Genomic DNA, 25,700 nt, shown 5'->3' on the forward strand with positions numbered 1-25,700 from the left:
GGCCTGGCGGCGCCAGCCGCGCTGCGCGCCTGCGGCCTGGTGCTGCTGGCCGCGCTGTGGTCCCGCGCCGACGCGGCGGCCACCGGGGCCGAAGCCGACGGCTTCACGCGCCGCAAGCGCGCCACCGCGGCCGTGTACTTCACCCAGCTGCTGCCGGAGCTGGAGGCGCTGCTGGCGCAACTCGACACGCTGCGCCACGACCCGCGCGAAGCGGCCGGGCTGCTGGCGCAGGCCGCCGGGCTGTTGGACCCGGCGATGGCGGAGTAGGCGCCGCGGCGTCCATGCCGGGGGCGGGAAACGTCAGTAATTCGGGTTTCATGTAGCTTCCAAACCCGTATTCCGCTCGTCTGATTCCGAGTTCAGTTTGGTTGTGAAATGACCCGTTCGTACTGAGGTATCGAAGGGTCAGGACGAACGGAGCCGAAGGTCAGGGAACTTCATGAGCTCTGTATGAATGGCACAGGCCGGCCACCGGTACGCCCGGCAGCCGGCTTCGTGGCCGCGCGCCCGTCGCGGGCGCGCAGCGCAGACCCGAGCCGACGTCAAGCGATGACCAATTCGCTCTGCTGCGACGCCGAAGCCCCCGTCAGCGCCTCCACCACCAGCTCGCTGAAGTCGGCCAGCTTCTCCACGCTCCAGATGCTGGCCAGGTCGTAGCCGGCGATCTTGTCGTAGCTCACCTTCTCCGCCGCCACCAGGTCGTCGATGTTCAGGCTGGCGATCCGCTGGCCCGCGGTGTCGAACAGCGTCAGGTCCTGCACGCTCACCGAGGCCTCGTCGGCGATGGTGATGCGGCCGTAGCTCACGCCGTCCTGCACGAAGGCGATCACCAGATCGCCGCCGTCCATCGCCGTGACGATGGAGCTGGCGGACAAGGTGAAGTCGTCGGCCCACAGGCGGCTGGCGTGGACCTCGATGTGGTCGTTGCCGCCGGCGCTTTCGAAGATCGTGTCGCGGCCGTCGCCCACGTAGAACACGTAGGTGTCGGTGCCGCTGCCGCCGCGCAGGTCGTCGTCGCCCATGCCGTTGTAGAGCGTGTCGTTGCCGGCGCCGGCGGTCAGGTCGTTGTTGCCCGAGTACGCGTAGGTGAGATAGCCCATCAGCGCCGACAGGCCCACGGTGAAGCCGGTGCTGTCATCGGCGTTGCCGATCACGTCGCCCAGGTCGCCGGCGGCGGTGCCGATCCAGTCGAAGGCGTCGGCCAGCCAGCCGTCGTCGGTCCAGCCCTCCACGGTGGTGTCGAGCGAGCCCATCGCGCCGCTGAGCCAGTTGATGCTGCTGTCCATGGCGCTGTCCACGCCGCCGGCCACGTCGAAGTCCAGGTCCAGCCCGGTGACGGCACGCGCCGCCGAGCGGGCGCCGGCGCCGGGCGCGGAGCGGCCCGTGCTCGTGCCCGCGGACCTGCGCGAGCGGCTGCCCGATTTCCTGGCCTCGCGCCGAGCGCTGATCGAGGAGGCGCGGCAGGCGCTGGCGCGCGGGGAGCTGGACGCGGTGCGGCGCCTGGCGCACCGGCTGGCCGGCAGCTTCGCGCTCTACGGCTACAGCTGGGCGGCGCAGGGCTGCCAGCAGATCGAGCACGCACCGGCGGATGCGGACCCGCTTCAGCTGGAGGCGCAGCTGGGGGCGCTGCGGCGGCATCTGGAGACGGTGCGGGTGACGTTCGCCGAAGCGGACGTCGGGCTCAGCCCTTGAGCGCCTTGGCGACGGCCCCGGGCTGGAGCGGCAGCGAAGGCGAGGCTACCGGCCAGGGCGGCAATGCAAGCGGTCAGGCGCTTCATGGCGATCTTCGGGACGTTGGGCGATGGACCGCCGCAGCCCCTGCGGCGGGAGGGTGCCCTGACTGTTCCACGCGAAGCCGCCAAGACTTGTCCGCAGGCGACGTGGATTTCCACCCGACCGCTGCACCTCGCCGCGGTGCCCGGCCCTTACTGCGACAACACCCGCTGCGTGGCCCTGGCCGGCCTGGCCCGTGTCGCCAGCCAGCACAGGATGGAGCCGGCGCACACCATGCTGGCGCCTTGCCAGAAGCTCAGCGGCAGCGGCGTCTTGAGCACGGCCGCCGCGACGGCCGCCGAGAAGACGGGAATGAAGTACGAGGCCCCGGCCAGGATCGTCACGTTGCCGCGCAGGATGCCGACGTTCCAGGCCGCGTATCCGAAGCCCATGGCCGATGCCGCCAGCGCCAGGAGCACGACCGAGTGGATGCTGAAGTCCATGGGCGTGTTGTCCTGCAGCGCGTACTTGATCCAGAGGCTCAGCGCGGTAAGGGCGAAGAACAGCGTGACGCCGTTCTGGCCCTTCGCGATGCGGGCGGTGACGGTGCAGTAGGCCGCCCAGATCACCGCCCCGAGGAACGCCAGCCCGTAGCTCAGCGGGTTGGTCCGGACGTTGGCCAGCATCTGCTCGATGTCGAGCCCCTGCTCTCCCCCCAGCACCCAGCAGACCCCCGTGATGCCGAGGATGAAGCCCGGAACGATCAGGAAGCTCGACCGCTGCTTGTTGAAGACGATGGCCGCGGTCAGGGTGAAGGTCGGCCACAGGTAGTTCACCATGCCGACCTCGATGGCCTGGCGCGCGTCGTTGGCGTAGCCCAGGGACAGCGACAGGCACAGCTCGTAGCTCACGAACAGCGCGCCGCCGAAGACCAGGTAGCGCCTGGGGAGCTTGGCGATCCGGGTGGGCCCCACGCTGAGCAGGAGCAGGGCCGTGGCCACGGTGTAGATGAGCGCGGCGCCGCCGGTGGCGCCGAAGCTTTCGCTGACGCCGCGGATCAAGCCCACGATCGAGCTCCAGAGAGCGACGGCGGTCAACCCGATCAGGGTCGCCTTCTTGGTTGCGGACATGCTGGGTGGAAATGGGAACGTGCCCGAAGGCACGCGCTTGACCAAGGGAGGGCCCGGACACCCATGGCCCTGCCCGGCCGGGCAGTGACCACGGGATGGCCGGGCCGCGAGGAGTGAACGATCAGGCGGCGGTGTCGATCCGGATCGACCCGTCGCGGCCTCCGAAGCCGGACTGCCTGCAGCCGCCGAACGGGGTGGTGACGACGCCTTCGCCGAAGCCGTTGACCGTGACCACGCCGGCACGGATTGTCCGCGATGGCTCGATGGCGTTCCTGAAGTTGCCCTTGGCCTGCGCGCGGCCACCCAGAGGGCGACAGGCGCCCCAGCGCGCGTCAGCGCCTCGCTACAGCCTCAGCTGGTCCTTGCCCGGCGGCAGGATCGGGCCGGTGGTGCCCGGGCCTTCGACCATCTGGCAGCCGCGCGCGAGCTCGACCACCAGGCTGGAGTCGTCCACCCAGAACAGCGGCGGGTTCACGCCGGCACCGCCGAAGTTGGTCACGCGCCAGCGCACGGTCACGGGAATGTTCAGCGGCTGGCTGGTGGGATTCCTGAAGCAGACGTGGCGGCTGAAGGCGTGCGACTCCCACGAGCCCACCCGCTCGGTGCCGCCGTCGGTGCTGTCCATGGCGAAGGTGTCGGGGCCGAAGGTGCTGGCCATCGGGTTGGCCTCGGCCCCGCCCACCAGGATCTGCAGCTCGCACCAGTTGTTGACCGCGCCACCACCCATGCAGCGCGTCTCGGCGTCGAAGCCGACGTTGACCAGCACGATGGTGTTGGCCGGGATGCTCACCACGGTGTTGGCGTTGGGCAGCGGCAGGAAGTTGACGGTGTTGGTCTGCAGCGGGTTGGTGTTGGTCACCACGCGCTTGAAGAAGTGCGCCCCGCCCGTGAAGGTGCGGATGCCATCGGGGGCCGCCTGCGCCGCGCCGGTGAGCGCCACCAGCGCCATGACAGGAAACAGGCATTTGAAGGACCGTCTTGCCATGATCGTCTCCTTTGCAACGAATGGCCGGACACGACCACCGTGTCCGTGACGGTCAATTTCGGCGAGCGCTCACTGTCTCGCCTCGCTCATCGGATGTAGCCCGCCGGCCCCCATTGGGGGCCGTTCGCACGGAAGGGTTTATGCAGCGCCCGGCCGGGCCGGGCCCAACCCGCTCAACGCCGCAAACGCCTCCTCCAGCTTCAGCACCTGCCCGGCGATGGTCCCGCCATAGCCCGGCAGCGAGGCCAGCAGTGGCCTGAAGCCCGGGTCGCGCAGCGCGTCGCCATCACCAGCCGCGCCAGCCCAGCCCCGAGCGGGGTGCCGCAGGAGCGGCCCGTGCGGCAACGGCAGCGCCTGGACGCGCGCGCCCACGAAGCAGCGCCACAACAACCACCGGGGTCCGCTGAACAGGCCGCCCAAGCGCCCTCATTTCCGGCCGCTGCGTTGCCAAGTGGCTGCTCACAATCGCAGGCCATACCGTCGCGGCGGGACCGAACGGCCCGGAATGGGCAGGACGGCGCTGCGGTTGACGAAGGACGACGGATGCCAAGTGATGGGGGCGGCTTGAGGATCGGAACGCGCATGGGCGCATGGAGCCTGGTGCTGGCCATCGGCTGCGACGCGCTGGCCGCCGCGCCGGCGCAGCCGGTCAGCCCCGCCGACGCGAAGGCCGCGGTGGCGCACTCCGGCGAGCGCGCGGCCCGCTGGAGCGGGCCGACCGATGGTCCGGCCGCCGCCAGAGGCAAGACCGTCGTGCTGCTGGCCGAAGACCTGCGCAACGGGGGCATCGTCGGCCTCGCGCAGGGCGTGCGCGAGGCGTCCAGCCGCATCGGCTGGACGGTCAAGGTGATCAATGCCGGTGGCACCCCTGCCGGGCGTGCGAAGGCACTGGCCGACGCGTTGGCGGCGCGGCCCGACGGCCTGGTGTTCGCCGGCGCCGATGCGCGCGAAAACGGCGCCGGGCTTGAACCGTTCCGCACCGCCAGCATCCCGGTGGTGGGTTGGCATGCCGGCCCGGCGCCGGGCCCGATCGCCGGCACGCCGGTGGCGATGAACATCACCACCGACCCGCTGGAGGTGGCACGCGTCACCGCGATGGCCGCCATCGCGCAGTCCGACGGCCGCGCCGGCGTGGTGGTGTTCACCGATTCCAACTTCGGCATCGCGATGGCCAAGGCCAACGCCATGGCCGAGATCATCCGCGCCTGCGCCCGCTGCAAGCTGCTCGAAGTGCGCGACCTCGCCATCGCCAAGGCGGCCGAACACATGCCGCGGGTCACCCGTGAGCTGCTCGACCGCCACGGCAGCGCCTGGACACACGCGCTGGCGATCAACGACATCTACTTCGACTACGCGCTGCCGGTGCTCACCGGCGACGGCGGGCAGCACCTGAGCCTGCTGTCGGCCGGCGACGGCAGCCCCCCGGCGTTCCAGCGCATCCGCGCGCGCACGTTCCAGACCGGTACGGTGGCCGAACCGCTGCTGCTGCAGGGCTGGCAGGCCGTGGACGAGCTCAACCGGCTGTTCAGCCACCAGCCGGTGAGCGGCTTCGTCGCACCGGCGCACCTGGTGACCCCGGACAACGTCGCTTTCGACGGCGGCCCGCAGCTGCGCTACGACCCCGACAACGGCTACCGCGAAGCCTACGCGCGCATCTGGAAGCGCTGATTCACCCGCCGATCCTCCCTCCACCGCACCGCTGCCATGTCCTTGAAGTTCCCCTTGCAGCGTTTGCTGCCGGCATCGTTGCGTGGGCAATTCACGCTCGCCTTGAGCGCGCTGTTGCTGTTGATGCTCAGTGCCGGCGGCGCCTGCGTCGTCACGCTGCAGCAGGCGGTACAGGACATCCGCGCGCTCACCGAGGCGCGGCTGGCCCACATGCAGCAGTCGCAGGAGCTGCTGCGGCGCACGCTGGCGATCGACCGCAAGACCGGCGAAGTCCTGCAGGCCGCTTCGACAGGACAGCTGGCACAGGCGATGGCGGCCATCGGCGAGGAGCTCGACGCCTTCGACGCGTCGGTGCAGCACCTGGGCGCCGATGCCGGCAACAGCGCGATCCTCGACCTCTACCAGGCGAGCCAGCTGATCCGCAACAGTGCCAACATCGTCGCGCAGCTGCGCGACATCGAGATCAACCGAATGCAGGCGGCGCGCGCCCCGGTCGAGCTCCCGGTCATCGTGCAGGTGCACGACGAGCTGCGGCACCAGGCCGAGGTGCTGGTGTCCGCGGCCGACGCGCAGTCCACACGGCTCACGGGCGAGTACCGGCTCGCCGTGCAGCGGCTGGCCGAGACGGCGGGGCGCACCCAGTACACCGTGCTCGCGCTCACGGTCACCAGCCTGCTGCTGGCAACCCTGATCGCGCGGCTGCTCGGCCGCCTGGTGCTGGCGCGTCTGCACGCGGTCAGCCAGCGCCTGCTCGGCGAGCGCGCCGACCCGCCCGCGCCCACGGTGCGCGGCCACGACGAGATCAGCCGCATGGCGCATGCGGTGGAATCCTTCCTGGTGGACCGCCAGCAGCTGCAGCTGCGCACCGCGCAGCTGGTCGAGGCGCAGCAGCGCATCGAGACGCGCAACCGGGAACTGCTGCATGAAGTGCAGGAGCGGCAGCGCGCCGAGCGCATGCAGGCCGAGCAGGCCGGCGTGCTGGAGCTCATCGCGACCAACACGCCACTGCCACAGGTGCTGGAGCGCTTGTGCCGGCTGATCGAAGCGCAGTTGCCGGACACGCTGGCGTCGGTGCTGCTGCTGGACGAGGACGGGCAGCGCCTGCGCCATGGCGCCGGCCCCAGCCTGGCGCCGGCGTACACCGAGGCGATCGACGGCGTGGCCATCGGCCCGGCGGTCGGTTCCTGCGGCACCGCCGCGCACCGGCGTGCACAGGTGATCGTGGAAGACATCGAGACCGATGCGCTGTGGCCGGACACCTACAAGCGGCTGGCCGCCACGCACGGGCTGCGCAGCTGCTGGTCCTGGCCCGTGCTGTCGCACAGCGACAAGGTGCTGGGCACCTTCGCCCTGTACAAGCGCAAGCCCGGCCGGCCCAGCACCGCCGAGAGCGAGCTGGTCGCCATGGCCACCCACCTGGCGGGCATCGCGATCGAGCGCCACGAGGTGCAGCAGCACATCCACCACCTCGCCCATCACGACGTGCTCACCGGCCTGGTCAACCGCCTGGGCCTGCAGGAGCGGCTGCAACTGGCGCTGGCGCAGGCCGCGCGCAACGGCAGCGGTGTCAGCCTGGCCTACCTCGACCTGGACAGCTTCAAGGTCATCAACGACAGCCTGGGCCATGCCGCCGGCGACGAGGTGCTGCGCGAAGTGGCGCGCCGGCTGCAGGGCAGCGTGCGTGGCGCCGACACGGTGGCCCGCCAGGGCGGCGACGAGTTCCTCATCATCTTCACCGGCCAGACCGGCGAGCCCACGGCGCTGGCGCCCCGGCTGCAGATGCTGCGCGAGGCCGTCGCGCAGCCCGTGCCCATCGGGGAGCGCTCCTACCGCGTCACCTGCAGCATCGGTGTGGCGAGCTACCCGCACGATGCCCGCGACGTCAAGGACCTGCTGAGCTGCGCCGACATCGCGCTGTACCGCGCCAAGGACGGCGGCCGCGATGCCTTCCAGTTCTACAGCGCCGAGCTCGATGCGCATGTGCAGCACCAGCTCGCGATGCGGGAGGACTTGCGCCAAGCCATCGAGCGCGACGAGCTGCGCCTGGTCTATCAGCCGCAGGTGGATCTCCAGACCGGCCGGCTGTTCGGCGTGGAGGCGCTGCTGCGCTGGCACCACCCGCAGCGCGGCATGGTCTCGCCCACGGCCTTCATTCCGCTGGCGGAGAGCAGCGGGCTCATCGTGCCGATCGGCGACTGGGTGCTGCGCACCGCATGCCGCCAGAACAAGGCCTGGCAGGAGGCCGGGCTGCCGCCGGTCACGGTGGCGGTGAACGTGTCCGCGCGCCAGTTCCGCGAGGCCGATTGGGGCCAGCGCGTGGCCACCGCGCTGGCCGACACGGGGCTGCAGCCCCGGCTTCTGGAGATCGAGCTCACCGAGAGCATGATCATGGAGAACATGGAGCCCGCCGTGGCGCACATGCGCGCGCTCAACGACATGGGCGTCAGCATGTCGATCGACGATTTCGGCACCGGCTACTCCAGCCTCGGCGCGCTCAAGACCTTCCCGCTGTCACGCCTGAAGATCGACCGGTCCTTCGTGCATGCGATGCACGAGGGCGATGGCAGGGCGATCGTCGAAGCCATCGTCAGCCTGGGCCACAAGCTGCGGCTGAAGGTGCTGGCCGAGGGGGTGGAAACGGTGACCGAGCGCGAGCTGCTGCGCGCCATCGGATGTGACGAGATACAGGGCTTCCTCTACAGCAAGCCCGTGCCGCCGGCCGACATCGAGCGGATGCTGCGCGCGCAGGGCCAGGGTTGCGGCGGCCCGGCGGACGCCGGCAACCCCTGCCCGCCACTGGTCGCGCCTTCGGCCTGATCCCAGGCCGGCCGGAATCAGCGCGCCAGCAGCCCCGCCAGCTCGAAGCCCGCATCCGCCACCTGCTCCGGCGCCGGCGACATGCCCGCATCCAGCAGCTTGCGCGCCAGCAGGTGCAGCTTGGCGTCGTTGACGGAATCAACCGCCACCAGCCGCCCGGCGCGGTAGTGGAAGACCGAGAAGGCCGCGCCACCCAGCTCGCCGCGCAGCGCCCAGGCATCGGCGCCGGTGGACAGGCCCGCCATCTGCAGCTTGCGCCCGTACTGGTCGGACCAGAACCAGGGCGTGGCGGTGAAGGGCCGTTCCTGCCCCAGCAGCGCCGCGGCGGCCGACTTGGCCTGCTCGGTGGCGTTGTGCACCGACTCCAGCCGCAGCAGGCTGCCGTCGGCCAGGCGCCGCGCGGTGTTGTCGCCGGCCGCAACGATGCGCGGGTCCGAGGTGCGCGCGCAGGCGTCCACCACGACGCCCTGCTCGCACTCCAGCCCGGCCGCGCGCGCCAGCGCGTCGTTGGCGCTCACGCCCACGCCCAGCACCACCAGGCCGCAAGGCAGCCGCCGGCCATCGACCAGCCGCACCGCTACGGCCTCGCCGCCCTCGGTCACGATGTGTTCGATGCGCGACTGCAGCACCAGCTCCACGCCATGGCCGCGGTGCAGGTCGGCGAACCAGTCGGACAGCATGGGTGCCAGCACGCGGCCCAGCAGCCGGGGGCCGGCCTCCAGCACCGTGACCAGCAAACCCTTCTTGCGCGCCGTGGCCGCCACTTCCAGCCCGATGAAGCCGCCGCCGATCACCACCACCGGCTGCTGCTTCCCGGCGCAGCGCGCCAGCGCCGCGGCGATGCGGCTGGCGTCGTCGCGCGAGCGCAGCGGCAGCACGTTGGCTGCGTCCGCACCCGGCAGCGCCAGCGTGCGCGGCGCCGCGCCGGTGGCCAGCACCAGGCCGGCGTAGGGCAGCGAGGTTCCATCGGCCAGCCGCACCTGCCGCGCCTCGCGGTCGATGGCCACGGCCTGCGTGCCGGTGCGCAGCGTGATGCCCTTCTTCGCCAGCACTTCGGGCGCGCGCAGCATCAGCTGCGCCTCGCCCATCTCGCCCGCCAGCCAGGCCTTGGACAGCGGCGGGCGGTGGTACGGCCCATGCGGCTCGTCGCCCAGCAGCGTGATCGGCCCGACGTGGCCGCCGCTGCGCAGCGCCTCGGCCGTGAGCGTGCCGGCCTGCCCGGCGCCGATGATGACGACGGGATCGTCGGCGGCCACGACGGCGGCCATGCTCACTCCTGGCACTCGGGCAGGGTGACGGTGGCGCCTTCCAGCGCGGCGCTGGCCTTGATCTGGCAGGCCAGGCGGCTGTTGGGGCGGCGCTCGGCGGCGACGTTCTCCAGCATGCCGAGCTCGTTGTCCTGCGGCGGGGGCAGCAGCGACATCAGCCGGTCATCGACGTAGCAATGGCAGGTGGCGCAGGCGCAGGAGCCGCCGCACTCGCCCAGCAGGCCGTCCACGCCGTTGGCGCTGGCGGCCTGCATCAGGCTCCAGCCCTCGGGCACGTCCAGCGGGACGGGGTTGCCGGAGGGTTCGATGAAGGTGATCTGGGGCATGGGGGGTTTCTTTCTGAGGTGTTGGTCGGTGGCCGTTGGCCGTGAGCTGACCTGAGCTGCGTCGCCTACTACTTCGTCATCCCCGCCTTCGCGGGAATGACGAAGTGGAGCGCGCGCGTCTCCGCTTCCGGGCGGCAGTTGGAACGCGCCGCGCTGACTTCGTGCAGCCGCCCTACAGCGCCGCCAGCTCCAGCACCAGCGGGCTGCGGAAGGTGGACGAGGGCATCCAGGGCAGTTGCTCGTGCACCCGCTTGTAGTCGGGCACGACCTTGTGGAACTCGTCGAAGGCGATCTTCACCGACAGCCGCGCGATGGCCGTGCCCAGGCACGCATGCACGCCGCCGCCGAAGCCCAGGTGGCCGCGCGGCTTGCGCGTGATGTCGTACACGTCCGGGTTGGGATACTGGCGCTCGTCGCGGTTGGCCGAGCCGTAGGCCAGGCAGACGAAATCGCCGGCACGCATGGTCTGGCCGTGCAGTGCCACGTCCTTCGTCAGCCGGCGCTTGAAGCGCTGCGCGGAAGTGTTGAAGCGCAACGACTCCTCGATGGCATCGGGCAGCAGCGACGGGTCGGCCACCACGGCGCGGCGCGCCTCGCGATGGTCGGCCAGGTTGAGCGCGAACATCATCATGAAGCCGCCCAGCGACTCCACGCCCGCCATGATCAGCGTGGTGGTGGTCAGCAGCACCTCGTCCTCGGTGAGGCGGTCGCCGTCGATCTCGGCCAACGCGAAGTTGGAGATCAGGTCGTTGCGCGGCTGCGCGCGGCGCTGCGCGATGACCTCGCTGGCGTAGCGCTTCATCCACTCGAAGGCCGCCAGGTGCTGCGGCCCCTTGGTGCGCGTCACCGGGTCGCTCTGCACCATCAGCACCGCGTTCTCGCGCACCGTCTGCTCGTCCACGGTGGCCTCGTCGCCCGTGGGCAGGCCCAGCGCGGCCATGAGCACGCGCACGGTGAACTTGGCCGAGAAGTCCTTGAAGTCGAAGCTGGCCTTGCCCTGCAGTTCCTGCGCCGCCTCGCGGGCGATGGCGCGGATCGGCTCGGCCAGGCTTTCCAGGTTGCGCTTCATGAAGGCGTGCTGGATCAGGCCGCGCAGGCGGTCGTGGCGCGGGGGATCGCTGGTGCCCAGCGTGGAGCCGGCGCGGCCGGGCAGCTCGGTCATGAGGTTGCCGCTGGCCGAGGAGTAGGTCTGCCAGTCCTGCCCGGCGGTCACGATGTCGGCGTAGCGCGAGAGCACCCACATCTGCGCTTCCTCGCTCCAGAAGCACGGGAACTCGTTGCGCAGCCGCTTGTAGGCGGGAAACGGGTCGGCGTCGATGGCCGGCGAGTAGGGATCGAAGCGGAACATCGTCTGTCTCCTCGGTGAGCTTGTTTGATTTGGAACAGGCAAATTGTTGGCGGCCATGCCGCCTGGGCGTGAGGACGAAGTACCGTGATGGCTTGCACTTTTGACGTGTCTTGCCTCCATGACCGCCGCCTCGCCCAGTCCGCGCCGCCCGGCCCGCAGCCGCTCCTCGGCGCTGCCCGCCTTCGCGCTCTACGGCGAGGCCGGCGCGCCCAGCGCCCCGCTGCTGCACATCGAATCCATCCACTCGCGCAGCCGGCTCTACGACTGGGAGATCGATGCCCACGTGCACCAGGGTTTGCACCAGGTGCTGTGGCTGCGCGAGGGGACGGTGGAGGCCAGCTTGGACGAATCCCGCATCAACGGCGAAGGGCCGATGGCGCTGGCGATCCCGCCCGGCGTGGCGCATGCCTTCCGTTTCTCGCGCAACTGCGACGGCTACGTCTTCACCGTCAACGCCACGCTGCTGGCCGAGGGCGATGCCGCCGGCGTGGGCGACGCGCTGCAGACACTGTTCGCCGCGCCGCGCGCGCTGGCCCCGGCGGCCGATGCGCCGGAGTTGCCGCGGCTGCAGGCGCTGTTCGATACGCTGCACGCCGAGCACGAGGCCAGCAGCGACGACGGGCCGGTGCCGCGCTGGCTGGCCCGCGCGCTGGTGTGGCGCCTGGCGCAGCTGGGCTGGCGCGACGGGCAGCAGCCGCGCCGCGCCGCGGCGGCGGGACGGCAGTCGCTCTACACGCGCTGGGTGGTGCTGATGGAGTCGCACTACCGGGAACACTGGCCCGTGTCGCGCTACGCCGAGCGGCTGGGCCTGTCCACCGAGCGGCTCAACCGCATGGTGCGCGCCGAGACCGGGCGCAACGCGCAAGCGCTGCTGCATGCGCGCCTGGCGCGCGAGGCTTGCCGGCGCCTGGTGCACGTGGCCGCGCCGGTGTCGCGCCTGGCCTTCGAGCTGGGTTTCGAGGACCCGGCCTACTTCTGCCGCTTCTTCAAGCGCCAGACCGGGCTTTCGCCCAGCGAGTACCGGCGCCAGGCGCAGCAGGCCGCTGGCTGAGGACGGACCTCCTCGCCACGCGTCGCATGGCACCCCCCGGTGATGCCCGCATCACCGCGGCGTGCTTGCAGCCGTATCCAACGCCGTGGCGCCGGGCACATCGACCAGCCAGGCGTGCCGCTCCAGCCAGCGGCCCAGCACGTTGTCGTTGGCCATGTCCAGCTTGGCGAACAGGTGGGCGCGATGCGTCTCCACCGAGCGGGGACTGCACGGCGGCTGCAGCAGCTTCGCGATCTCCTTGTTGGCCGTGCCCCGCGCGACGTGAACCGCCACCTCGCGCTCCCTGGGCGTGAGCGACGCCCACAGCACCAGGGCTTCCGCACGGCGGGCGGCCTCGTCCAGCGCACCGGGCAGCTTGGCCAGCAGCGCCTCCGAATCCGGCTTGACCACCCAGTCGTAAGCGCCCTGCCGCACCGCGTTCAGCGCCGTCGGGATGTCGCCATGGCCGGAGAGGAACAGAACCACCAGCGGGCTGTGGGCCGCCTTGAGCCGGGCGAAGACCTCCAGCCCGCTCAGCCCGCCCAGCCGCAGGTCCAGCACGAGCACGCCGCTGCGGCGCATGTCCACCACGTCCAGGAACGCTTCGCCGGATTCGAAGCCCTGGACCGCGAATCCGGTGGACATCAGCATCAACAACAGCGAGCGCCGCACGGCTTCGTCGTCATCGACGACATACATATTCAGCGAGCTTCTTTGCATGGTCCCTGGGGAAGCCTCAGTGTGAACAGCGCGCCGCCTTGCGCGGGCGCCGAGAACGAGAGATGGCCGCCATGGCTTTCGGCAATGGAGCGGCAGATTTTCAGGCCCACGCCCAGGCCATCCGGCTTGGTGCTGAAAAAGGGCTCGAAGAGCCTGGCCGCCACCTCGGCCGGAATGCCCGGGCCCGTGTCCTGAACCTCGACCACGACGTCCCGGCCCTCGGCCCGCGCGCGAACCGTGATGCGCTTCGAATCTTCGTCGGCATCCTTCATGGCCTGCAGGGCGTTCATGAGCAGGTTCAGCAGCAGTTGTTCTAGAAGCAGGCGGTCTCCCAAGACCGGAGGCAGTTGCGAGGGAATATCCAACTCGACCCCGGATTTGAGCCGGTTGATTTCCGGCCGCAGCAGCGCCAGCACCGACGCGACGAAGTCCGGTATTTCACACAGTTCCTGTCCCCGGGTGCGCTGGCGCACGAAGCCCCGCATGCGGGCCACGATGTCCGCGGCACGGCGCGCCTGGAGCTGAATTTCCCTGAGGGTTTCCTGCAGCATGTCGCGGATGCCCTGGTCCGCGAAACGCTGTGCCGCCACGGCATAGCTGGAAAGCGCCATCAGCGGCTGCCCCAATTCATGGGCCAGCGTCGAAGCCAATTCGCCCAGGCTGGCCAGCCGCGCGGCATGCTGCAATTGCGCCTCCTGGATTCGCTCGCGCTGCTCGGCCCGGCGGCGCTCGCGCAGCCGCCAATACAGCAGGCTCACCAGCAGCAGCAGTACCGCCAGGCCCGTCAGCGCCTGCGCCACGCGCCGGGCCTGGGCCACTTCCGAAAGATCCGCCATGACGCTGAGCGTCCAGCCCAGGCGGGAAACATCGGTTTCCGCCACCAGGAAACTGCGCCTGGCGCCCGATACCTCCGCCCGCACGCGATAAGGCAAGGCCGCAGCCTGTTTCGAGGGCACTTTCCCGGACCAGGGCAACAAGGGATACTCGCGGTGGTCCGTGCCATATTGATGGTGCCTGTTCAGCCAGGCGATATCTTCACCGGCCAGCGGCTTGCGGCTGTTGTAGATCCATTTGGGAACCGAACTCAGGAATACGATGCCCCGGGCATCCGACAAAACCACCGGATCGGGCGCATGCGCCCAAGCGGACTGCACCGCATCCAGGCTGACTTTCACCACCATCACGCCCAGGATGGTTTCCGCGCCATGCACCGGCTCGGCAATGAACAGACCGGGCACGCCGGTGGTCAAGCCCACGCCGTAGAAAAGGCTGCGCTCCCCGGCCAGGGCTCTCTCGAAATAGGGCCGGTTCCGGTAGTTATGTCCCACGAAACTGTCGTCGCCGCGCCAGTTGCTCGCGGCCAGGGTCAGGCCTTGGCGGTCCAGCAGATACAGCACCGATGAACCCACCACGCGATTCAGTTCTTCGAGGTAAGCATTGACAGCCCGCGTAAAGCCCGGGTCCCGCGGGTTTTGCAGCAGTGTGCGCACGGCGGGATGGCGGGCACTGGCCAGGGGCAGGAAATCGAATCGCTCCGCCGTGGCCCGCAATCCCAGGGCGTGAGCCTCCAGCGCATGGTGCAGTGCCTGCGTCTTCAGCCCCATCTCGCGCCTTTCGGTCCATTCCCCGACGCCCACCAGAAGTGCCGTCAGCAGCGCCGCGGCCAAAGCCCACAGCACAAAACGGGGTACGTGGCTCCGCGAAGAGCCTGCGGTCAACATGCGTGGCATGGCCGTATTTCCGTGCATGAGAATTCTCGACAGCGGCCGTGCCGGCGGGCGCGACGGTGGCGCTGGGCGCAAAACTCTGCGTATTTCTACGCAGAGCCCCGTGCGGACTCGAACCGATGCCACCATTTTTTGCGCGGCTCAAAATTCCCGCCGTTTTGAACCCCGGCAGCGCCGGCCAGGGTTTGCGCATACAGGCGCCATATGCAAGGAGACTGAAATGACCGCATGGAACCGCCGCACGGCATTGATCGCCCTGGGATGGGCCGTTTGCTCACTGGCCCAGGCCCAGGAATGGCCCACGAAACAGGTGACCGTCGTGGTGCCGTGGCCGCCGGGCGGACCGTCGGATACCGTGGCCCGTCCGATGTCCAAAGGCCTGACCGATGCGCTGGGAAAATCCTTCGTGGTGGATAACCGCGGCGGGGCGGGCGGCAACATCGGCTCGGCCGCGGTCGCCAAGGGCGCGCCGGACGGCTCCATGCTGCTAATCACCTCCAGCGCGCCAATCGTGATCAACCAGCACGTCTACAAGAAAATGCCTTTCGAGGCGCAAAAAGACCTGGCCCCGGTCACGAATCTGCTGCGCGTACCGCTGGTGCTGGCCGTTCATCCCTCCATTCCGGCCAAGAATCTGAAGGAGCTGATCGCCTATATCCAGACCCAGGCCGGCAAATTCCAATATGCCTCCTCGGGCAACGGCACGCCGCAGCACATGACCGGCGAACTGTTCAAGATGACCGCCAAGCTCGACATGACGCACGTGCCTTACAAAGGCTCGGCCACCGCCATCAACGACGTGCTGGCCGGCCACGCGCCCATGATGTTCGACAGCACGGTGGCGATACTGCCGCATATCAAGGCCGGCAAATTGAGAGCCATTGCGGTAAGCGGCGCCAAGCGCTCCGAGCAATTGCCCGAGGTGCCGACCTTTGCCGAAGCGGGGCTGCCGGGCGTCGAATCCTATGCCTGGTATGGCCTGTTCGCGCCCGGCAAGACGCCCAAGGACATGGTTGCCAAGATCAACGCCGAGGCGCTCAAGGTCATGAAGGGGCCGGAATATCAGCGCGTGCTGAAGGAAACGGGCTCGGAATTCGTCGGCGACACGCCGGAGAATTTCGCGGCCTTCATCAAGACGGAATCCGACAAATGGGGCAAGGTCGCCAAGGCGACCGGGGCGACGGTGGATTGATTCCAGGCCGAAGCTGCCTCGGCCCCGGTCGAATCCGGGGTTTCCTCCATGCCCGCCTTCGCGATGAAGGCGGGCTTCTTTTCAGGCTCCGGTCACCGCAGCAGGAAGCGGTCCACCGCCTCCATGAACACGCGCGTGCGCGCCGGCACCAGGCCGCGGCCCGGCAACTGCGCATACACCTTCAGCGGGTGCGGCACGTGATCGGGCAGCAGCGGCTGCAGCGCGCCGGCCTCCACCTCGCGGCGGCAGTAGGAGGCGGCAAGCATGGCCGCCCCATGCCCGGACAGCGCGGCCTGTAGCCGCAGCGCGGCGTTGTTGGTGCGCAACGGACCGCCAGGCTGGAACTCGTGCGTGCGGCCGTCAGGGCCCTGGAAGCGCCACCAAGCTTCGCCCGGCACGGGCAGGCAAGGCCAGCGCTGCAGCGCCTCCACGTCCCTTGGCAGGCCATGCCGGCGCACCAGCGCGGGCGCCGCGTACAGCCCCCGCGCCACGCTGTAGACCCGGCGCACCACGCGCTGCGAGTCCGGCAGCGCATCGGCGCTGGTGAAGAACACCACGTCGTAGCCCGCGCCGGCGTCGTCCACGTCCGGCGTGCGCACCTCCAGTTCGATCTCCAGCGCCGGATGCCGCGCCAGCACGTCGTTGACCACCTCGCCCAGCTGCAGCGCGCCGAACTCGTAAGGCGTGGCGATGCGCAGCACCCCGCGCGCTTCGTCGCGCGCGTCGCCGGCCTCGGCCGCCACCGCGTCCAGCCGCTCGAACAGCGGCGCGAGCTGCGCCAGCAGCCGGCTGCCCTGCTCCGTGAGCGCCAGCCGCCGCGTGCTGCGCTCCAGCAGGCGCTGCCCCAGCGCCTGCTCCAGCCGTGCCACCGCATGGCTCAGCGAGCTCTTGGGCCAGCCCAGTTGTTCCGCCGCGCGGGTGAAGCTGCCGCTGCGGGCCACTGCCGTGAAGGCATACCAGTCGTTCCAATTCATGGCTTCATTGTTCGGATGACTGCACGCTGCGTCCAGGATGCCTACTTTATCCAAGTGATAGGACAATGCAGCATCCAGGGATGTCTGATTCCCATACTTCCGTCGCGCCGGCGCGGGCGCCGAGCGCGCCGCTGCTGGCGGCCTATCCACATTTGCGCGCCTGGCGCGTGTACGCCTTCGGCGCCGTGCTGGGCCTGGTGGCCTCGCTGGACATCGTGGGCGCCATCCTGATCGCGATGGCCGGACCGCGGGTACAGCAGGGGCTGGGAGCCGGGCCGCGGGAGTTCCTGTGGGCCTTCACGGCCTATGCCGCGGCTGCCGTGGTGGCCAACCTGGTGCTGGTGCAACTGGCCGGCCGGGTGAGCTACCGGCGCTTCACGCTGGCGAGCCTGGTGGTGTTCATGGCCGGGGCACTGGGCTGCGCGGCGGCTTCGACGCTGCCGCAGCTGGCGCTGGCGCGGCTGGTGCAGGGCCTGGGTGGCGGCGGCCTGTTCGCCGCGGCGCGCATCCTGGCGCAGTACGCCTCGCAGCCGCGTGAGCGGCTGTCGCTGTTCTGGGGATTCGGGCTGGCGAACTTCGCGCTGGTGGCGCTGGTGCCATGGCTGACGGCCGAGCTGGTGACGCACTACGGCTGGCCACTGCTGTTCCTGTTGCAGGCGGGGCTGGCCCTGGCGCTGCTGCCGTTGGTGCTGTGGCTGTACCCGCGCACCGAGCCGCTGCCGCCGCGGCCCATGGGCCGGCTGGACTGGCCGGGCGTGGCCGCCTTTGCCGCCGGCGCGCTGCTGCTGGTGCACGCGCTGGAGCAGTTGCGCTACCTCACGCGGGCGCAGGGGCCGCTACTGGCGGCCTACGCGGCGGCGGGGCTGGCGCTGCTGGCGGTGGTGATGCACCGCTTCAGCCGGCATCCCGACCCCTGGCTCGATCCGCGCCGGCTCGCCAGCCGCCGCTACCTGGCGGGGCTGGCCTTCTACGGCGCCTTCTACCTCGTCAGCGGCGCGTGGAACTACGCGGTGCCGGCTTTCCTGGTCGAGGGGCTGGGTTACACGCTGGCCGAGGCCGGCGCGCTCCTGTCGCTGGGCGGCGTGGCAACACTCTTGGCGGTGGTGGCCTTCCACCTCGCGCTGCCGCGCCTCATGCGCAAGCGGCGCTACATCGCGCTGGGCTACCTGGGGCTGGCGGCGTCCTTCGCGCTGATGGCCCTGGCGGCGCGCCCGGGCGGCGCCCCGGCGCTGGTGCCGGCCGCCGTGCTGCTGCAAGGCGCCATGCCGGTGCTGGCGCTGCTGCAGGTGGCGATGATGACCTTCGTGGAGATGCCCACCGAGGACTTCGCGCACGCCTATGCGTTCAAGAGCATCGTGCGCGAGATCGTGAACGCGCTGGGCGCGGGTCTGACGGTGCTGCAGCTGCACCACGGCAGCGAGGCTGCGGGTGCCGCGCTGCAGGGCCTGGCGCTGCGCTCGGCCGCCGGCGAGCTGCTGGCCGGCCTGGCCCTGGCCTGCCTGCTGGTGGCGGCGATCGCGCCGGCGCAGCGCGCCCTCAAGTGACGATCAAGAAGCCGGTGACCGCGCAACCTTGAGGCTCGCGGGCACCGGCCGGGGACTTCAGTGCAGCACCAGCACCGGCAGCTTGCTGCGCGAGATGACGTGCTTGGTGTGCGAGCCGAACAGGAACTCGCCCACCGGGCCGCGGCCGTGCGTGACCATGACGATCATGTCGGCGCCCACCCTCTCGGCCTCGCCGGCGATGGTGTCGTCCACGGCGTCGGAAGCCACGAAGTGGCCGCCGAACTCCACGCCGGCGGCCTTCGCGCGTTCCTCGAACTGGCGCAGCAGCGCCTGGGCATGCTCCTGGTTGCGCTGTTCATGGTCGCGCATGCGCTCGGCATAGACCACGGCGTCGGGCGTCACCACCGCGAGCCCGACATCGGGCTCGACCACGAAGCCGGTGATGCGCGCGCCCAGCTGCGAGGCCAGCGCGATGGCGCCCTCCATCGCACGCTGGGACAGCTCGGAACCATCGACGGGAACAAAGAGATGCTTGTACATGGCAGGGCCTTTCAGTGTGCCGTCAGCTTAGACAGGAGCCTGCCATCTCAACTTGATCAAGCTCAAGCCGAAACCCCTGGCGCGTGAAGTGTTCCCGATGCCGGTGCGCATGCGACGTCCTCCCCGGCACGCGGCGCGCCCCGCGCGCCGCACCGAGGCGCCACACTGCGCGGCAAAAGGAGTCGCCATGAGCACCGCAACCACCGTTGACCCCTCCCCCGCCGGCATCGTCGAGCTCGATGCGCTGTCGCTGTCGCAGGCCATTGCCGCGCGCCGCATCTCCTGCCGCGAGGTGATGCAGGCCTACCTGGCGCAGATGGCCCGCCTGAACCCGCGCGTGAACGCGCTGGTGTCGCTGCAACCCGAAGAGGCGCTGCTGCGCCAGGCCGACGAGCGCGATGCGCAGCTCGCGCGCGGCGAGCACCTGGGCTGGATGCACGGCTTCCCGCAGGCGCCCAAGGACCTGGCGGCCACCGCCGGCATCCCCACCACCATGGGCTCGCTCACGCTCAGGAACAACGTGCCCCGGGTGGACGCGCTGGTGGTGGAGCGCGCGCGCCGCGCCGGCGCCATCCTCGTCGGCAAGAGCAACACGCCCGAGTTCGGGCTGGGATCGAACACCTTCAACCGCGTCTTCGGCATCACGCGCAACGCCTTCGACCCGAGCCGCAGCGCCGGGGGCAGCAGCGGCGGCGCCGCGGTGGCGCTGGCCCTGCGCATGCTGCCGGTGGCCGACGGCAGCGACATGATGGGCTCGCTGCGCAACCCCGCGGCCTGGAACAACGTCGTCGGCTTCCGGCCCTCGCTGGGCCGCGTGCCGATGCTGCCCGCGCGCGACGTCTTCTTCCAGCAGCTCAGTACCGAGGGCCCCATGGCGCGCAGCGTGGCCGAAGCGGCGATGCTGCTGTCGGTGCAGGCCGGCTTCGACGCGCGCTGCCCGCAGTCCATTGCCGAAGACCCGCGGCGCTTCGCCGGCTCGCTGCAGCGCGACTTCCGGGGCGCGCGCATCGGCTGGCTCGGCGACCTGGGCGGGCACCTCGCCACCGAGCCCGGGCTGCTGCCGCTGTGTGAACAGGCGCTGCGCCATTTCGAGGCCATCGGCTGCACGGTGGAGCCCGCGCTGCCCGACTTCCCGCTGGAGCGGCTGTGGCGCAGCTGGTTGAGTCTGCGACAGTTCATCATCTCCGGCCTGTGCGGCGAGATCGTTGCCAACGACAAGCTGCGCACGCTGGTGAAGCCGGAGCTGGTGTGGGAGGTCGAGCAGGGCTGGCGGCTGCCGGCCACCGAGCTGTGGAAGGCCACGGTGGCGCGTACCGAGTGGACGCTGGCGCTGCAGGCGCTGTTCACACGCTTCGACTTCCTGGTGCTGCCGGCGGCGCAGGTCTTTCCCTTCGACGCCGAGCAGGACTGGCCCAAGTCCATCGCCGGGCGGTCAATGGACACCTACCACCGCTGGATGGAGGTCGTGATCGGCCCGACCCTGGCCGGCCTGCCGGTGGCCGCCGTGCCCGCGGGCTTCAGCGCCGAGGGGCTGCCCACCGGGCTGCAGATCGTGGGTCCGGCGCAGCAGGACTTCGCCACGCTGCAGATGGCCCACGCCTACGAGCAGGCCAGCCAGTACACGCGGCGGCGCTCGCCGCTGCTGGGCTGATACCCGGTCCGGCCACAGGGCGCCCCAATGCGTGAAATTCGTCACGTCCTCAACCTGCGAGCGCCGGTCCACATTCCACGCGGCCGCCAGCCGTCACATCATGGAACCGTCGTACCGGCTGGCTGCGGCTCCCGGGCCGCGGAAGGACCGCCATGAAGCTGTTGCCCTTGAGCGCCGATCAACTCCTGGCGCATTCGTCCCTGCCGTTCTCGGTGTACACCCAGGACGGCGTGAAGCTCCTGTCCGCCCATGCGACCCTGGACGACCCGCTGGTGCGGGACCAGCTGCGCCGGCTCCACACGGTCTACGCCTGCCGGTCGGAGTACGAGGGCTGGCTGCACAGCCCGGACCGCGAATGGGAGAGCCTGCTGCACGGCCAGGCGCTGCCGTCGCTCCTGGCCCATGCGCCGTCCCGCGCGGCGCAGCGCAACCGGCCCGCCACGCTGGAGGAGGAGTGGGAGCAGGTCATCGTGCTGCTGGACCACGTGATGCAGCACCCCGACACCGACCACGCCTGGCTGGCCCACGTGCTGGAGATCCACGCCCGTGTACGCGCCCTGAGCGCGCATCGCCTGGACGAAGCCTTGTTCCACCTGCTCTTCACCGGCAGTTCCCGCTACTCCTTCTACAGCAGCCGCCAAGCGCTGCGCTGCATGCTCATCGCCGGCGAGGCGGCACGGGCGCTGGAGTGGGAGGAGGCGCGCGTCGCGCAGCTGGAAAAGGCCGCCCTGACCATGAACGTGACCGTGTGGCGACTGCAGGACCAGCTCACGCAGTACCCGGGCGGCATCGAGTCGGCCGAGGACCGCGCGCGCATCGAGCACCACCCGGCCGACGGCGCGCGGCTGCTGATGGACCACGGCGTGACGGAGACGGTCTGGCTCGAAGCCGTCTGGCTGCACCACGATGCCGGCCTGGCCGCCCGGCCGCTGGCGAGCTTGGCGCCGGGGCAGCAGGCGGGGCTGCTGCTGCACCGCGTGGACAGCTACAGCGCCATGCTCAGCCGCCGCGCCCGCTCGCAGCCGCTGTCCGCGCTGCAGGTGGCGCAGCAGGCCTGCCTGGGCCCGGACGGCCTGCCCGACCCGCTGGGCTCCGTGCTGCTCAAGGCCATCGGGCTGTATCCGCCGGGCACCTTCGTGGCGCTGGCCAGCAACGAGAGCGGCGTGGTGCTGGAACGCGGCGAGCACGCCAACACGCCCGTGGTGGCGGCGCTGACCAACCGCGACGGCATGGTGATGTCCGAGCCGCGCCTGCGCTACACATCGCACAAGGAGTCCGCCGTGCGCACCGCGCTGCCTTACGGCAAGGTCCTGGTCGATCCGCCGCTGGACAAGCTCCGCGCGCTGCGCACCTTCTTGCACTCGCCCTGAGCCGAAGGCATCCCGGGAATGGCCCAATCGGTGAAACCCCGGCCGGTGGCCCAAGCCGGAAACTGCAAGGGCTCGCGCCGATGAGGCGCTGCCGGCGGCGGGGGCGCGTCATATTTCACGTGGCATTCGAGCCCGCCGTGATCGTCTGGGACCGGGGTCGGCAAACGCCGTGATACCGTCCCGCCAGTCGCGCAGCGGGTGGGCTTGCAGTGCGGACATCCATGTTGGAGCGCTGGTTTGCCCGTCTTTGGAACTGTATGAACGAGCTGCCTTCGCTGGGTTCGCCGCCTCCGCCCCGCCCCCGACCGAGCCCATCGAAGGGTTATAGAAAACGTTTGAATTCTTCGGATTGTCAGCCTCGCCATTCCCTGAGTCCGCGCCTCAGCGAAAAATCACAGGGCTGCGCCCCAGTCCTCATTGTTCAAACGATGCTGAGCCGGACCTGGCCATACAAATCTCCGGATTCAGCGGGAGTTGACGAAGCATGCCTTTAACCGATGACGAGATGACGGCGCTGCGGGCCGGCGCCGATCGACGCAAATTCAAACGCACGCTGTACCGCAGCCATGCCAGGCTGTTGCTGCCCGATCTCGATGCCATCGAGGTGAGGACGGTGGACATCAGCAGTGGCGGCGTCGGTATCGTCAGCCCGCTGAATCTGCTGCCGGGCACGCCCTGCGAAATCCATCTGCGTTTCCGCAAAATCCCCATTGGGATGGAGAACGTTGCGATGCAAGCGCAAGTCGCTTATTGCGTTCTCAGCGGCAGGGAACAAGGATTCCTGAGCGGCATTCAGTTCGTCGAACCGTCACGCGAGGCGCTGAAAGCCATCGACAGGTACATCAGATCCATACCGGAAGTCTGGTGAAAGGCCCATCCAGGCAGGCCTTTGGGATTTCAGCGCGCTCGTTCATTCATTGGGGCATGAGCTCCCGGCATTCCGCCGGCGGGTTGGTGGCGAGGCAGGCGCCGAAATCCGCGATCTTGTCGTCTGACTGCGCATAAATCTGGCTTCCGGAGGCCAGCACGCCCAGGACCATGAACAGCGCGTAAACATGGGACTTGAGGGTTTCAAGCATCACATCGCTCCTTTTGCCGGTACCGGCCAATCCTTGGGGAGCGCCACGCGATTTCATGGCGCCGACAATTTCCGAATAACCTGAGGGAATTCTTCCCGCCGTACCTGCCCGGCGCCGGCGCACGGAAACCCGTGCGCCGGAAGGAGGAGCACCCATCCCCTTGTAGGCCGGTTCCGACAGGGCGCAGCGGCTTCAAGCGGCCCATTTGCCGGGACCGGGCGGAAGCTTCAAGCGCGGCGCATCAACCGTTCACGCCCGGCAGCGGCAGCCGCCACAGCACCGTGGTGCCCTGGCCCGGCTGCGAATCGATGGCGAAGGTGCCACCCAAGGCCTCGACGCGCTCCTGCATGCCCAGCAAGCCCCAGTTGCTGCGACCAGCCGCGGGGCTGGTCGCGTCGGTGGCGTCGAAGCCCACGCCGTCGTCCTCGATGCTGCCCACCAGCAGCCCGCGCCGGCGCTCCAGGCTCAGGCTCACCCGCGAGGCGCGCGCGTACTTCGCCACGTTGTTCAGCGCCTCCTGCACCACGCGGAAGGTGGCCGTTTCCACCGAGGGCGTGAGCCGCTCGTGGTCCAGGCCGTGCAGCTCCAGGTCGGTGCTCACGCCGGTGAGTTCGCTCCAGGTCTGCACGTAGGCCGAGACGCCCTCGCCCAGCCCGCAGTCCTCCAGCGCCGTGGGGCGCAGGATGAAGACGATACGGTCCAGCTCCCGGTCCAGCTCCTGGATCAGCCCCTGCAGCCGCTGCAGCCGTTCGCGCGCGGCCACGTCGTCCGGCGACTGGCGCAGCGCGGTCATCGCCAGCGCCACCGAGGACAGGTACTGCCCCAGCCCGTCGTGCAACTCGCGCGCGATACGCCGGCGCTCCTCGTCCTGCACCGACTCCAGGTGGATCAGCAACTGCCGCAGCGCCGCCGTGCGCTCGGTCACGCGCTGCGCCAGCAGCTCGCTGGCATGGCGCTGCTCCGTGATGTCGCGCATGACGCCGATCATGCGCACCGCCTCGCCCTGGTCGTCGTAGAAGAAATGACCCTTGGCCGCGAGCCAGCGCAGCTGGCCGTCGGGGAGAACGACACGGAACTCGTCCCGGTAGGGCCGGCGCTGCACGCGCGCGTCCCGCACCGTGGCGGCGGCGGCCTCGCGGTCCTGCGGATGCACGCGCGCCAGCCAGGATTCGTAGCCGGGCTCGACCTCGCCGACGCGGTAGCCCTGCATGCGGTAGTGCTCGCGCGACCACACCGCCTGACCCGTGCGCGGGTCCCAGTCCCAGGTGGCGAGCTCGCCCACGTCCAGCGCCAGGCGCAGCCGCCGGGCGTTCTCGCGCAGCCGCTGCTCCAGTTGCCGGCGCTGCGTGGTGTCGCGCGACACGCCCACCACCAGCTCGACACTGCCGTCCTCGGCCAGCACCGGGCCCCAGACGAAATCGTAGAAGGCACCCACGCCGGTCGGGTTGGTGAAGAAAACCTCGTCCTCGATGGTCCGCCCGGTGTCGAAGATGGTGTCCAGGTGCGCGTCGAGCCGCCGCGCCAGCTCGGCGGGATAGCCCAGCTCAGTGAAGACGCGGCCGATCATGTCCGAGGCCTTGAGCCCGAACAGGTCCTGCGTGGCCTGGTTGACGTACACGAAGCGGTGCTCGCGGTCGAAGGCGTACACGAAGTCCGGGATCGAGCCGACCATGGCTTCCAGCAGCCGCGAACGGGCGGCCGGCGAGGCGATGGATTCCAGTCCACTCATGCCGCGGGTGGTGCCCGCGCGTCGTGGCAGGGACTCCGGCCGGGGACGGCCCGCGGCGATCTCGCCCACCACCTGGCCGATGTCGCTCAGCGCCAGCACCTGGTCGGCGGCGCCGGCCGCGATGGCGGCGCCTGGCAGGTCCGGCTGGGGGGTGGTGGTGGGGTCCAGCACCAGCACCCGGCCGCCGGCCTGGTGCAGCCGCCGCGCGCCGTCGGCGCCGTCGTGGTCCGGGCCGCCCAGCAGCACGGCGATGGCCAGCGGGCCGAAGCCGCGGGCGACGGATTCCAGCAAGCGGTCCAGGGGCCGCTCCGGCGCACCCTCCTCGCCCAGCACGAGCTCGAAGCGCCCGTCCGGCTGCAGCTCCACGGCGCTGCCCGGCGGGCAGACCAGCAGCCGTCCCGGGGCCAGCGTGGAACCGGCCGTGACCCACTCCACCGGCCGCGACCAGCACGCGCCGTAGGCCTCCAGGGCCCCGGAGCCGGGCTCCAGCGGCTGCATCACGACGATGGGCAGTACGAAGTCGCGTGGCAGCGAGCCCAGCACGTCCAGCACCGCCGCCTCCGCGTGCAGAGGCGCGCACAGCACCAGGAGGTCGAAGGCGCCTGCATCACGGTGCGTCGTCTGGGCATTCACGGCGGCCTCCTGCATCAACTCATCACGGACGCACGGACCGCGGCTGCCCGTGCCCGACCGCTGCCGCGCTGCGGGGCCGGCACGGTGCCGGTCCGGCAACGTGCTCAAAGGATGCCACCGCACATCGCCGCCATCGCGTGCACTCCGTCGCGAAATCGGCCGGAACCAGCGACGCCTGCCCAGCCCGGGCCGTCGCCCGGGTCGATTGCCTGGCGGCTGCTCAGCGGCCCTGTTGCGTCGTGCGCGGCGCGGTGCCCGGCTCCAGGCCGAGCGCCGGCGAGCCGCCGGAGCCGCC

General features: G+C 70.2%; 23 protein-coding genes and 1 pseudogene. 10 read left to right on the forward strand and 14 right to left on the reverse strand.

Translation table 11 applies throughout. The features are described 5' to 3' along the window. Nucleotides 1-267, forward strand: a 267-nt coding sequence (locus tag Q0741_RS20110) for an acyl-CoA dehydrogenase C-terminal domain-containing protein (protein WP_298234970.1), incomplete at its 5' end; no start/stop codon positions are given. A gap of 275 nt (nt 268-542) precedes the next feature. On the opposite strand, the gene Q0741_RS20115 is transcribed toward Q0741_RS20110, so the two are convergent. Continuing rightward, nucleotides 543-1,286 carry a hypothetical protein gene (locus tag Q0741_RS20115; RefSeq protein ID WP_298234971.1) on the reverse strand — a complete coding sequence of 248 codons (744 nt, stop codon included), beginning with the start codon at nt 1,284-1,286 and terminating at the stop codon, nt 543-545. Here Q0741_RS20115 and Q0741_RS20120 point away from each other — a divergent pair. Then, nucleotides 1,273-1,692, forward strand: coding sequence for an Hpt domain-containing protein (locus Q0741_RS20120; protein WP_298234972.1), 420 nt, complete (start codon nt 1,273-1,275; stop codon nt 1,690-1,692). The two genes, Q0741_RS20115 and Q0741_RS20120, sit on opposite strands and share 14 nt — an antisense overlap. Nucleotides 1,693-1,925: 233 nt before the next feature. Here the strand turns inward: Q0741_RS20120 and yddG are convergent, their stop codons facing one another. The 4 genes and pseudogenes from yddG to Q0741_RS20140 all read right to left on the reverse strand — a co-directional run bounded on the left by yddG (nt 1,926) and on the right by Q0741_RS20140 (nt 4,200). Beyond that, nucleotides 1,926-2,843 (reverse strand): aromatic amino acid DMT transporter YddG, encoded by a 918-nt coding sequence (gene yddG / locus Q0741_RS20125; protein ID WP_298234973.1) that lies wholly within the window; start codon nt 2,841-2,843, stop codon nt 1,926-1,928. A gap of 121 nt (nt 2,844-2,964) precedes the next feature. Continuing rightward, nucleotides 2,965-3,114 (reverse strand): annotated as a pseudogene (locus Q0741_RS20130) (aldehyde dehydrogenase family protein); the annotation flags it as partial. Nucleotides 3,115-3,186: 72 nt separating this feature from the next. After that, the gene (locus tag Q0741_RS20135; RefSeq protein ID WP_298234974.1) at nt 3,187-3,828 is read right to left on the reverse strand and encodes a hypothetical protein; all 642 of its coding nucleotides are present in this window, start codon (nt 3,826-3,828) and stop codon (nt 3,187-3,189) included. A 138-nt stretch (nt 3,829-3,966) separates the two neighbouring features. Beyond that, nucleotides 3,967-4,200, reverse strand: a complete 234-nt coding sequence (locus tag Q0741_RS20140; protein WP_298234975.1) for a hypothetical protein — start codon at nt 4,198-4,200, stop codon at nt 3,967-3,969. Between the two features lie 210 nt (nt 4,201-4,410). Here Q0741_RS20140 and Q0741_RS20145 point away from each other — a divergent pair, with 210 nt between their 5' ends. Both Q0741_RS20145 and Q0741_RS20150 read left to right on the forward strand, forming a co-directional pair. Continuing rightward, complete coding sequence (locus Q0741_RS20145) at nt 4,411-5,496, forward strand: substrate-binding domain-containing protein (RefSeq protein WP_298234976.1); 1,086 nt, start codon at nt 4,411-4,413, stop codon at nt 5,494-5,496. Between the two features lie 54 nt (nt 5,497-5,550). Beyond that, entirely contained in the window at nt 5,551-8,313 is a 2,763-nt protein-coding gene (locus Q0741_RS20150) for an EAL domain-containing protein (RefSeq protein WP_298234977.1), read from the forward strand. 17 nt (nt 8,314-8,330) lie between these two features. Here Q0741_RS20150 and Q0741_RS20155 read toward each other — a convergent pair whose 3' ends face one another. From Q0741_RS20155 to Q0741_RS20165, 3 genes are all read right to left on the reverse strand, one after another. Next, nucleotides 8,331-9,581: an FAD-dependent oxidoreductase gene (locus tag Q0741_RS20155; protein ID WP_298234978.1), complete on the reverse strand. Its 1,251-nt coding sequence runs from the start codon at nt 9,579-9,581 to the stop codon at nt 8,331-8,333. 2 nt (nt 9,582-9,583) lie between these two features. Then, nucleotides 9,584-9,907, reverse strand: a complete 324-nt coding sequence (locus Q0741_RS20160; RefSeq protein WP_298234979.1) for a 2Fe-2S iron-sulfur cluster-binding protein — start codon at nt 9,905-9,907, stop codon at nt 9,584-9,586. A gap of 172 nt (nt 9,908-10,079) precedes the next feature. After that, on the reverse strand, nt 10,080-11,255 hold the full coding sequence (locus Q0741_RS20165) for a cytochrome P450 (protein WP_298234980.1): 1,176 nt from the start codon (nt 11,253-11,255) through the stop codon (nt 10,080-10,082). A 118-nt stretch (nt 11,256-11,373) separates the two neighbouring features. On the opposite strand from Q0741_RS20165, the gene Q0741_RS20170 reads away from it, so the two are divergent. Then, nucleotides 11,374-12,306: a helix-turn-helix domain-containing protein gene (locus Q0741_RS20170; RefSeq protein WP_298234981.1), complete on the forward strand. Its 933-nt coding sequence runs from the start codon at nt 11,374-11,376 to the stop codon at nt 12,304-12,306. A 51-nt stretch (nt 12,307-12,357) separates the two neighbouring features. Here Q0741_RS20170 and Q0741_RS20175 read toward each other — a convergent pair whose 3' ends face one another. Beyond that, a complete protein-coding gene (locus Q0741_RS20175; protein WP_367184153.1) occupies nt 12,358-12,984 on the reverse strand; it encodes a response regulator transcription factor in 627 nt (208 codons plus the stop codon). Between the two features lie 2 nt (nt 12,985-12,986). Further along, entirely contained in the window at nt 12,987-14,735 is a 1,749-nt protein-coding gene (locus Q0741_RS20180) for an ATP-binding protein (protein ID WP_298234983.1), read from the reverse strand. Nucleotides 14,736-14,952: 217 nt separating this feature from the next. Between Q0741_RS20180 and Q0741_RS20185 the strand changes: the two genes are divergently transcribed. Beyond that, nucleotides 14,953-15,924 carry a tripartite tricarboxylate transporter substrate binding protein gene (locus tag Q0741_RS20185; RefSeq protein WP_298234984.1) on the forward strand — a complete coding sequence of 324 codons (972 nt, stop codon included), beginning with the start codon at nt 14,953-14,955 and terminating at the stop codon, nt 15,922-15,924. Nucleotides 15,925-16,016: 92 nt separating this feature from the next. Here Q0741_RS20185 and Q0741_RS20190 read toward each other — a convergent pair whose 3' ends face one another. Continuing rightward, the gene (locus tag Q0741_RS20190) at nt 16,017-16,898 is read right to left on the reverse strand and encodes a LysR family transcriptional regulator (RefSeq protein WP_298234985.1); all 882 of its coding nucleotides are present in this window, start codon (nt 16,896-16,898) and stop codon (nt 16,017-16,019) included. An 80-nt stretch (nt 16,899-16,978) separates the two neighbouring features. Here Q0741_RS20190 and Q0741_RS20195 point away from each other — a divergent pair, with 80 nt between their 5' ends. After that, entirely contained in the window at nt 16,979-18,442 is a 1,464-nt protein-coding gene (locus Q0741_RS20195; protein WP_298234986.1) for an MFS transporter, read from the forward strand. A gap of 57 nt (nt 18,443-18,499) precedes the next feature. On the opposite strand, the gene Q0741_RS20200 is transcribed toward Q0741_RS20195, so the two are convergent. Further along, nucleotides 18,500-18,943 carry a universal stress protein gene (locus Q0741_RS20200; RefSeq protein ID WP_298234987.1) on the reverse strand — a complete coding sequence of 148 codons (444 nt, stop codon included), beginning with the start codon at nt 18,941-18,943 and terminating at the stop codon, nt 18,500-18,502. 187 nt (nt 18,944-19,130) lie between these two features. On the opposite strand from Q0741_RS20200, the gene Q0741_RS20205 reads away from it, so the two are divergent. The 3 genes from Q0741_RS20205 to Q0741_RS20215 all read left to right on the forward strand — a co-directional run bounded on the left by Q0741_RS20205 (nt 19,131) and on the right by Q0741_RS20215 (nt 22,832). Then, a complete protein-coding gene (locus Q0741_RS20205) occupies nt 19,131-20,594 on the forward strand; it encodes an amidase (RefSeq protein WP_298234988.1) in 1,464 nt (487 codons plus the stop codon). Between the two features lie 152 nt (nt 20,595-20,746). Further along, nucleotides 20,747-21,964, forward strand: coding sequence for a hypothetical protein (locus tag Q0741_RS20210; RefSeq protein WP_298234989.1), 1,218 nt, complete (start codon nt 20,747-20,749; stop codon nt 21,962-21,964). 484 nt (nt 21,965-22,448) lie between these two features. Continuing rightward, nucleotides 22,449-22,832, forward strand: a complete 384-nt coding sequence (locus Q0741_RS20215) for a PilZ domain-containing protein (RefSeq protein WP_298234990.1) — start codon at nt 22,449-22,451, stop codon at nt 22,830-22,832. 46 nt (nt 22,833-22,878) lie between these two features. Here Q0741_RS20215 and Q0741_RS20220 read toward each other — a convergent pair whose 3' ends face one another. Together Q0741_RS20220 and Q0741_RS20225 are read right to left on the reverse strand one after the other, a co-directional pair. Further along, complete coding sequence (locus Q0741_RS20220; RefSeq protein WP_298234991.1) at nt 22,879-23,043, reverse strand: hypothetical protein; 165 nt, start codon at nt 23,041-23,043, stop codon at nt 22,879-22,881. 241 nt (nt 23,044-23,284) lie between these two features. Continuing rightward, complete coding sequence (locus Q0741_RS20225; protein ID WP_298234992.1) at nt 23,285-25,405, reverse strand: PAS domain-containing protein; 2,121 nt, start codon at nt 25,403-25,405, stop codon at nt 23,285-23,287. Nucleotides 25,406-25,700: the final 295 nt, after the last annotated feature.

It is taken from the genome of uncultured Azohydromonas sp. (assembly GCF_937926365.1).
Classification (GTDB): domain Bacteria; phylum Pseudomonadota; class Gammaproteobacteria; order Burkholderiales; family Burkholderiaceae_C; genus Azohydromonas.

Coding starts and splice junctions, on each gene's coding strand:
- Q0741_RS20120 (WP_298234972.1), top strand. CDS start 1,273: ATGCTGCTGTCCATGGCGCTGTCCACGCCGCCGGCCACGTCGAAGTCC.
- Q0741_RS20115 (WP_298234971.1), bottom strand. CDS start 1,286: ATGGACAGCAGCATCAACTGGCTCAGCGGCGCGATGGGCTCGCTCGAC.
- yddG (WP_298234973.1), bottom strand. CDS start 2,843: ATGTCCGCAACCAAGAAGGCGACCCTGATCGGGTTGACCGCCGTCGCT.
- Q0741_RS20135 (WP_298234974.1), bottom strand. CDS start 3,828: ATGGCAAGACGGTCCTTCAAATGCCTGTTTCCTGTCATGGCGCTGGTG.
- Q0741_RS20145 (WP_298234976.1), top strand. CDS start 4,411: ATGGGCGCATGGAGCCTGGTGCTGGCCATCGGCTGCGACGCGCTGGCC.
- Q0741_RS20155 (WP_298234978.1), bottom strand. CDS start 9,581: ATGGCCGCCGTCGTGGCCGCCGACGATCCCGTCGTCATCATCGGCGCC.
- Q0741_RS20160 (WP_298234979.1), bottom strand. CDS start 9,907: ATGCCCCAGATCACCTTCATCGAACCCTCCGGCAACCCCGTCCCGCTG.
- Q0741_RS20165 (WP_298234980.1), bottom strand. CDS start 11,255: ATGTTCCGCTTCGATCCCTACTCGCCGGCCATCGACGCCGACCCGTTT.
- Q0741_RS20170 (WP_298234981.1), top strand. CDS start 11,374: ATGACCGCCGCCTCGCCCAGTCCGCGCCGCCCGGCCCGCAGCCGCTCC.
- Q0741_RS20175 (WP_367184153.1), bottom strand. CDS start 12,984: ATGTATGTCGTCGATGACGACGAAGCCGTGCGGCGCTCGCTGTTGTTG.
- Q0741_RS20180 (WP_298234983.1), bottom strand. CDS start 14,735: ATGCCACGCATGTTGACCGCAGGCTCTTCGCGGAGCCACGTACCCCGT.
- Q0741_RS20185 (WP_298234984.1), top strand. CDS start 14,953: ATGACCGCATGGAACCGCCGCACGGCATTGATCGCCCTGGGATGGGCC.
- Q0741_RS20190 (WP_298234985.1), bottom strand. CDS start 16,898: ATGAATTGGAACGACTGGTATGCCTTCACGGCAGTGGCCCGCAGCGGC.
- Q0741_RS20195 (WP_298234986.1), top strand. CDS start 16,979: ATGTCTGATTCCCATACTTCCGTCGCGCCGGCGCGGGCGCCGAGCGCG.
- Q0741_RS20200 (WP_298234987.1), bottom strand. CDS start 18,943: ATGTACAAGCATCTCTTTGTTCCCGTCGATGGTTCCGAGCTGTCCCAG.
- Q0741_RS20205 (WP_298234988.1), top strand. CDS start 19,131: ATGAGCACCGCAACCACCGTTGACCCCTCCCCCGCCGGCATCGTCGAG.
- Q0741_RS20210 (WP_298234989.1), top strand. CDS start 20,747: ATGAAGCTGTTGCCCTTGAGCGCCGATCAACTCCTGGCGCATTCGTCC.
- Q0741_RS20215 (WP_298234990.1), top strand. CDS start 22,449: ATGCCTTTAACCGATGACGAGATGACGGCGCTGCGGGCCGGCGCCGAT.
- Q0741_RS20220 (WP_298234991.1), bottom strand. CDS start 23,043: ATGCTTGAAACCCTCAAGTCCCATGTTTACGCGCTGTTCATGGTCCTG.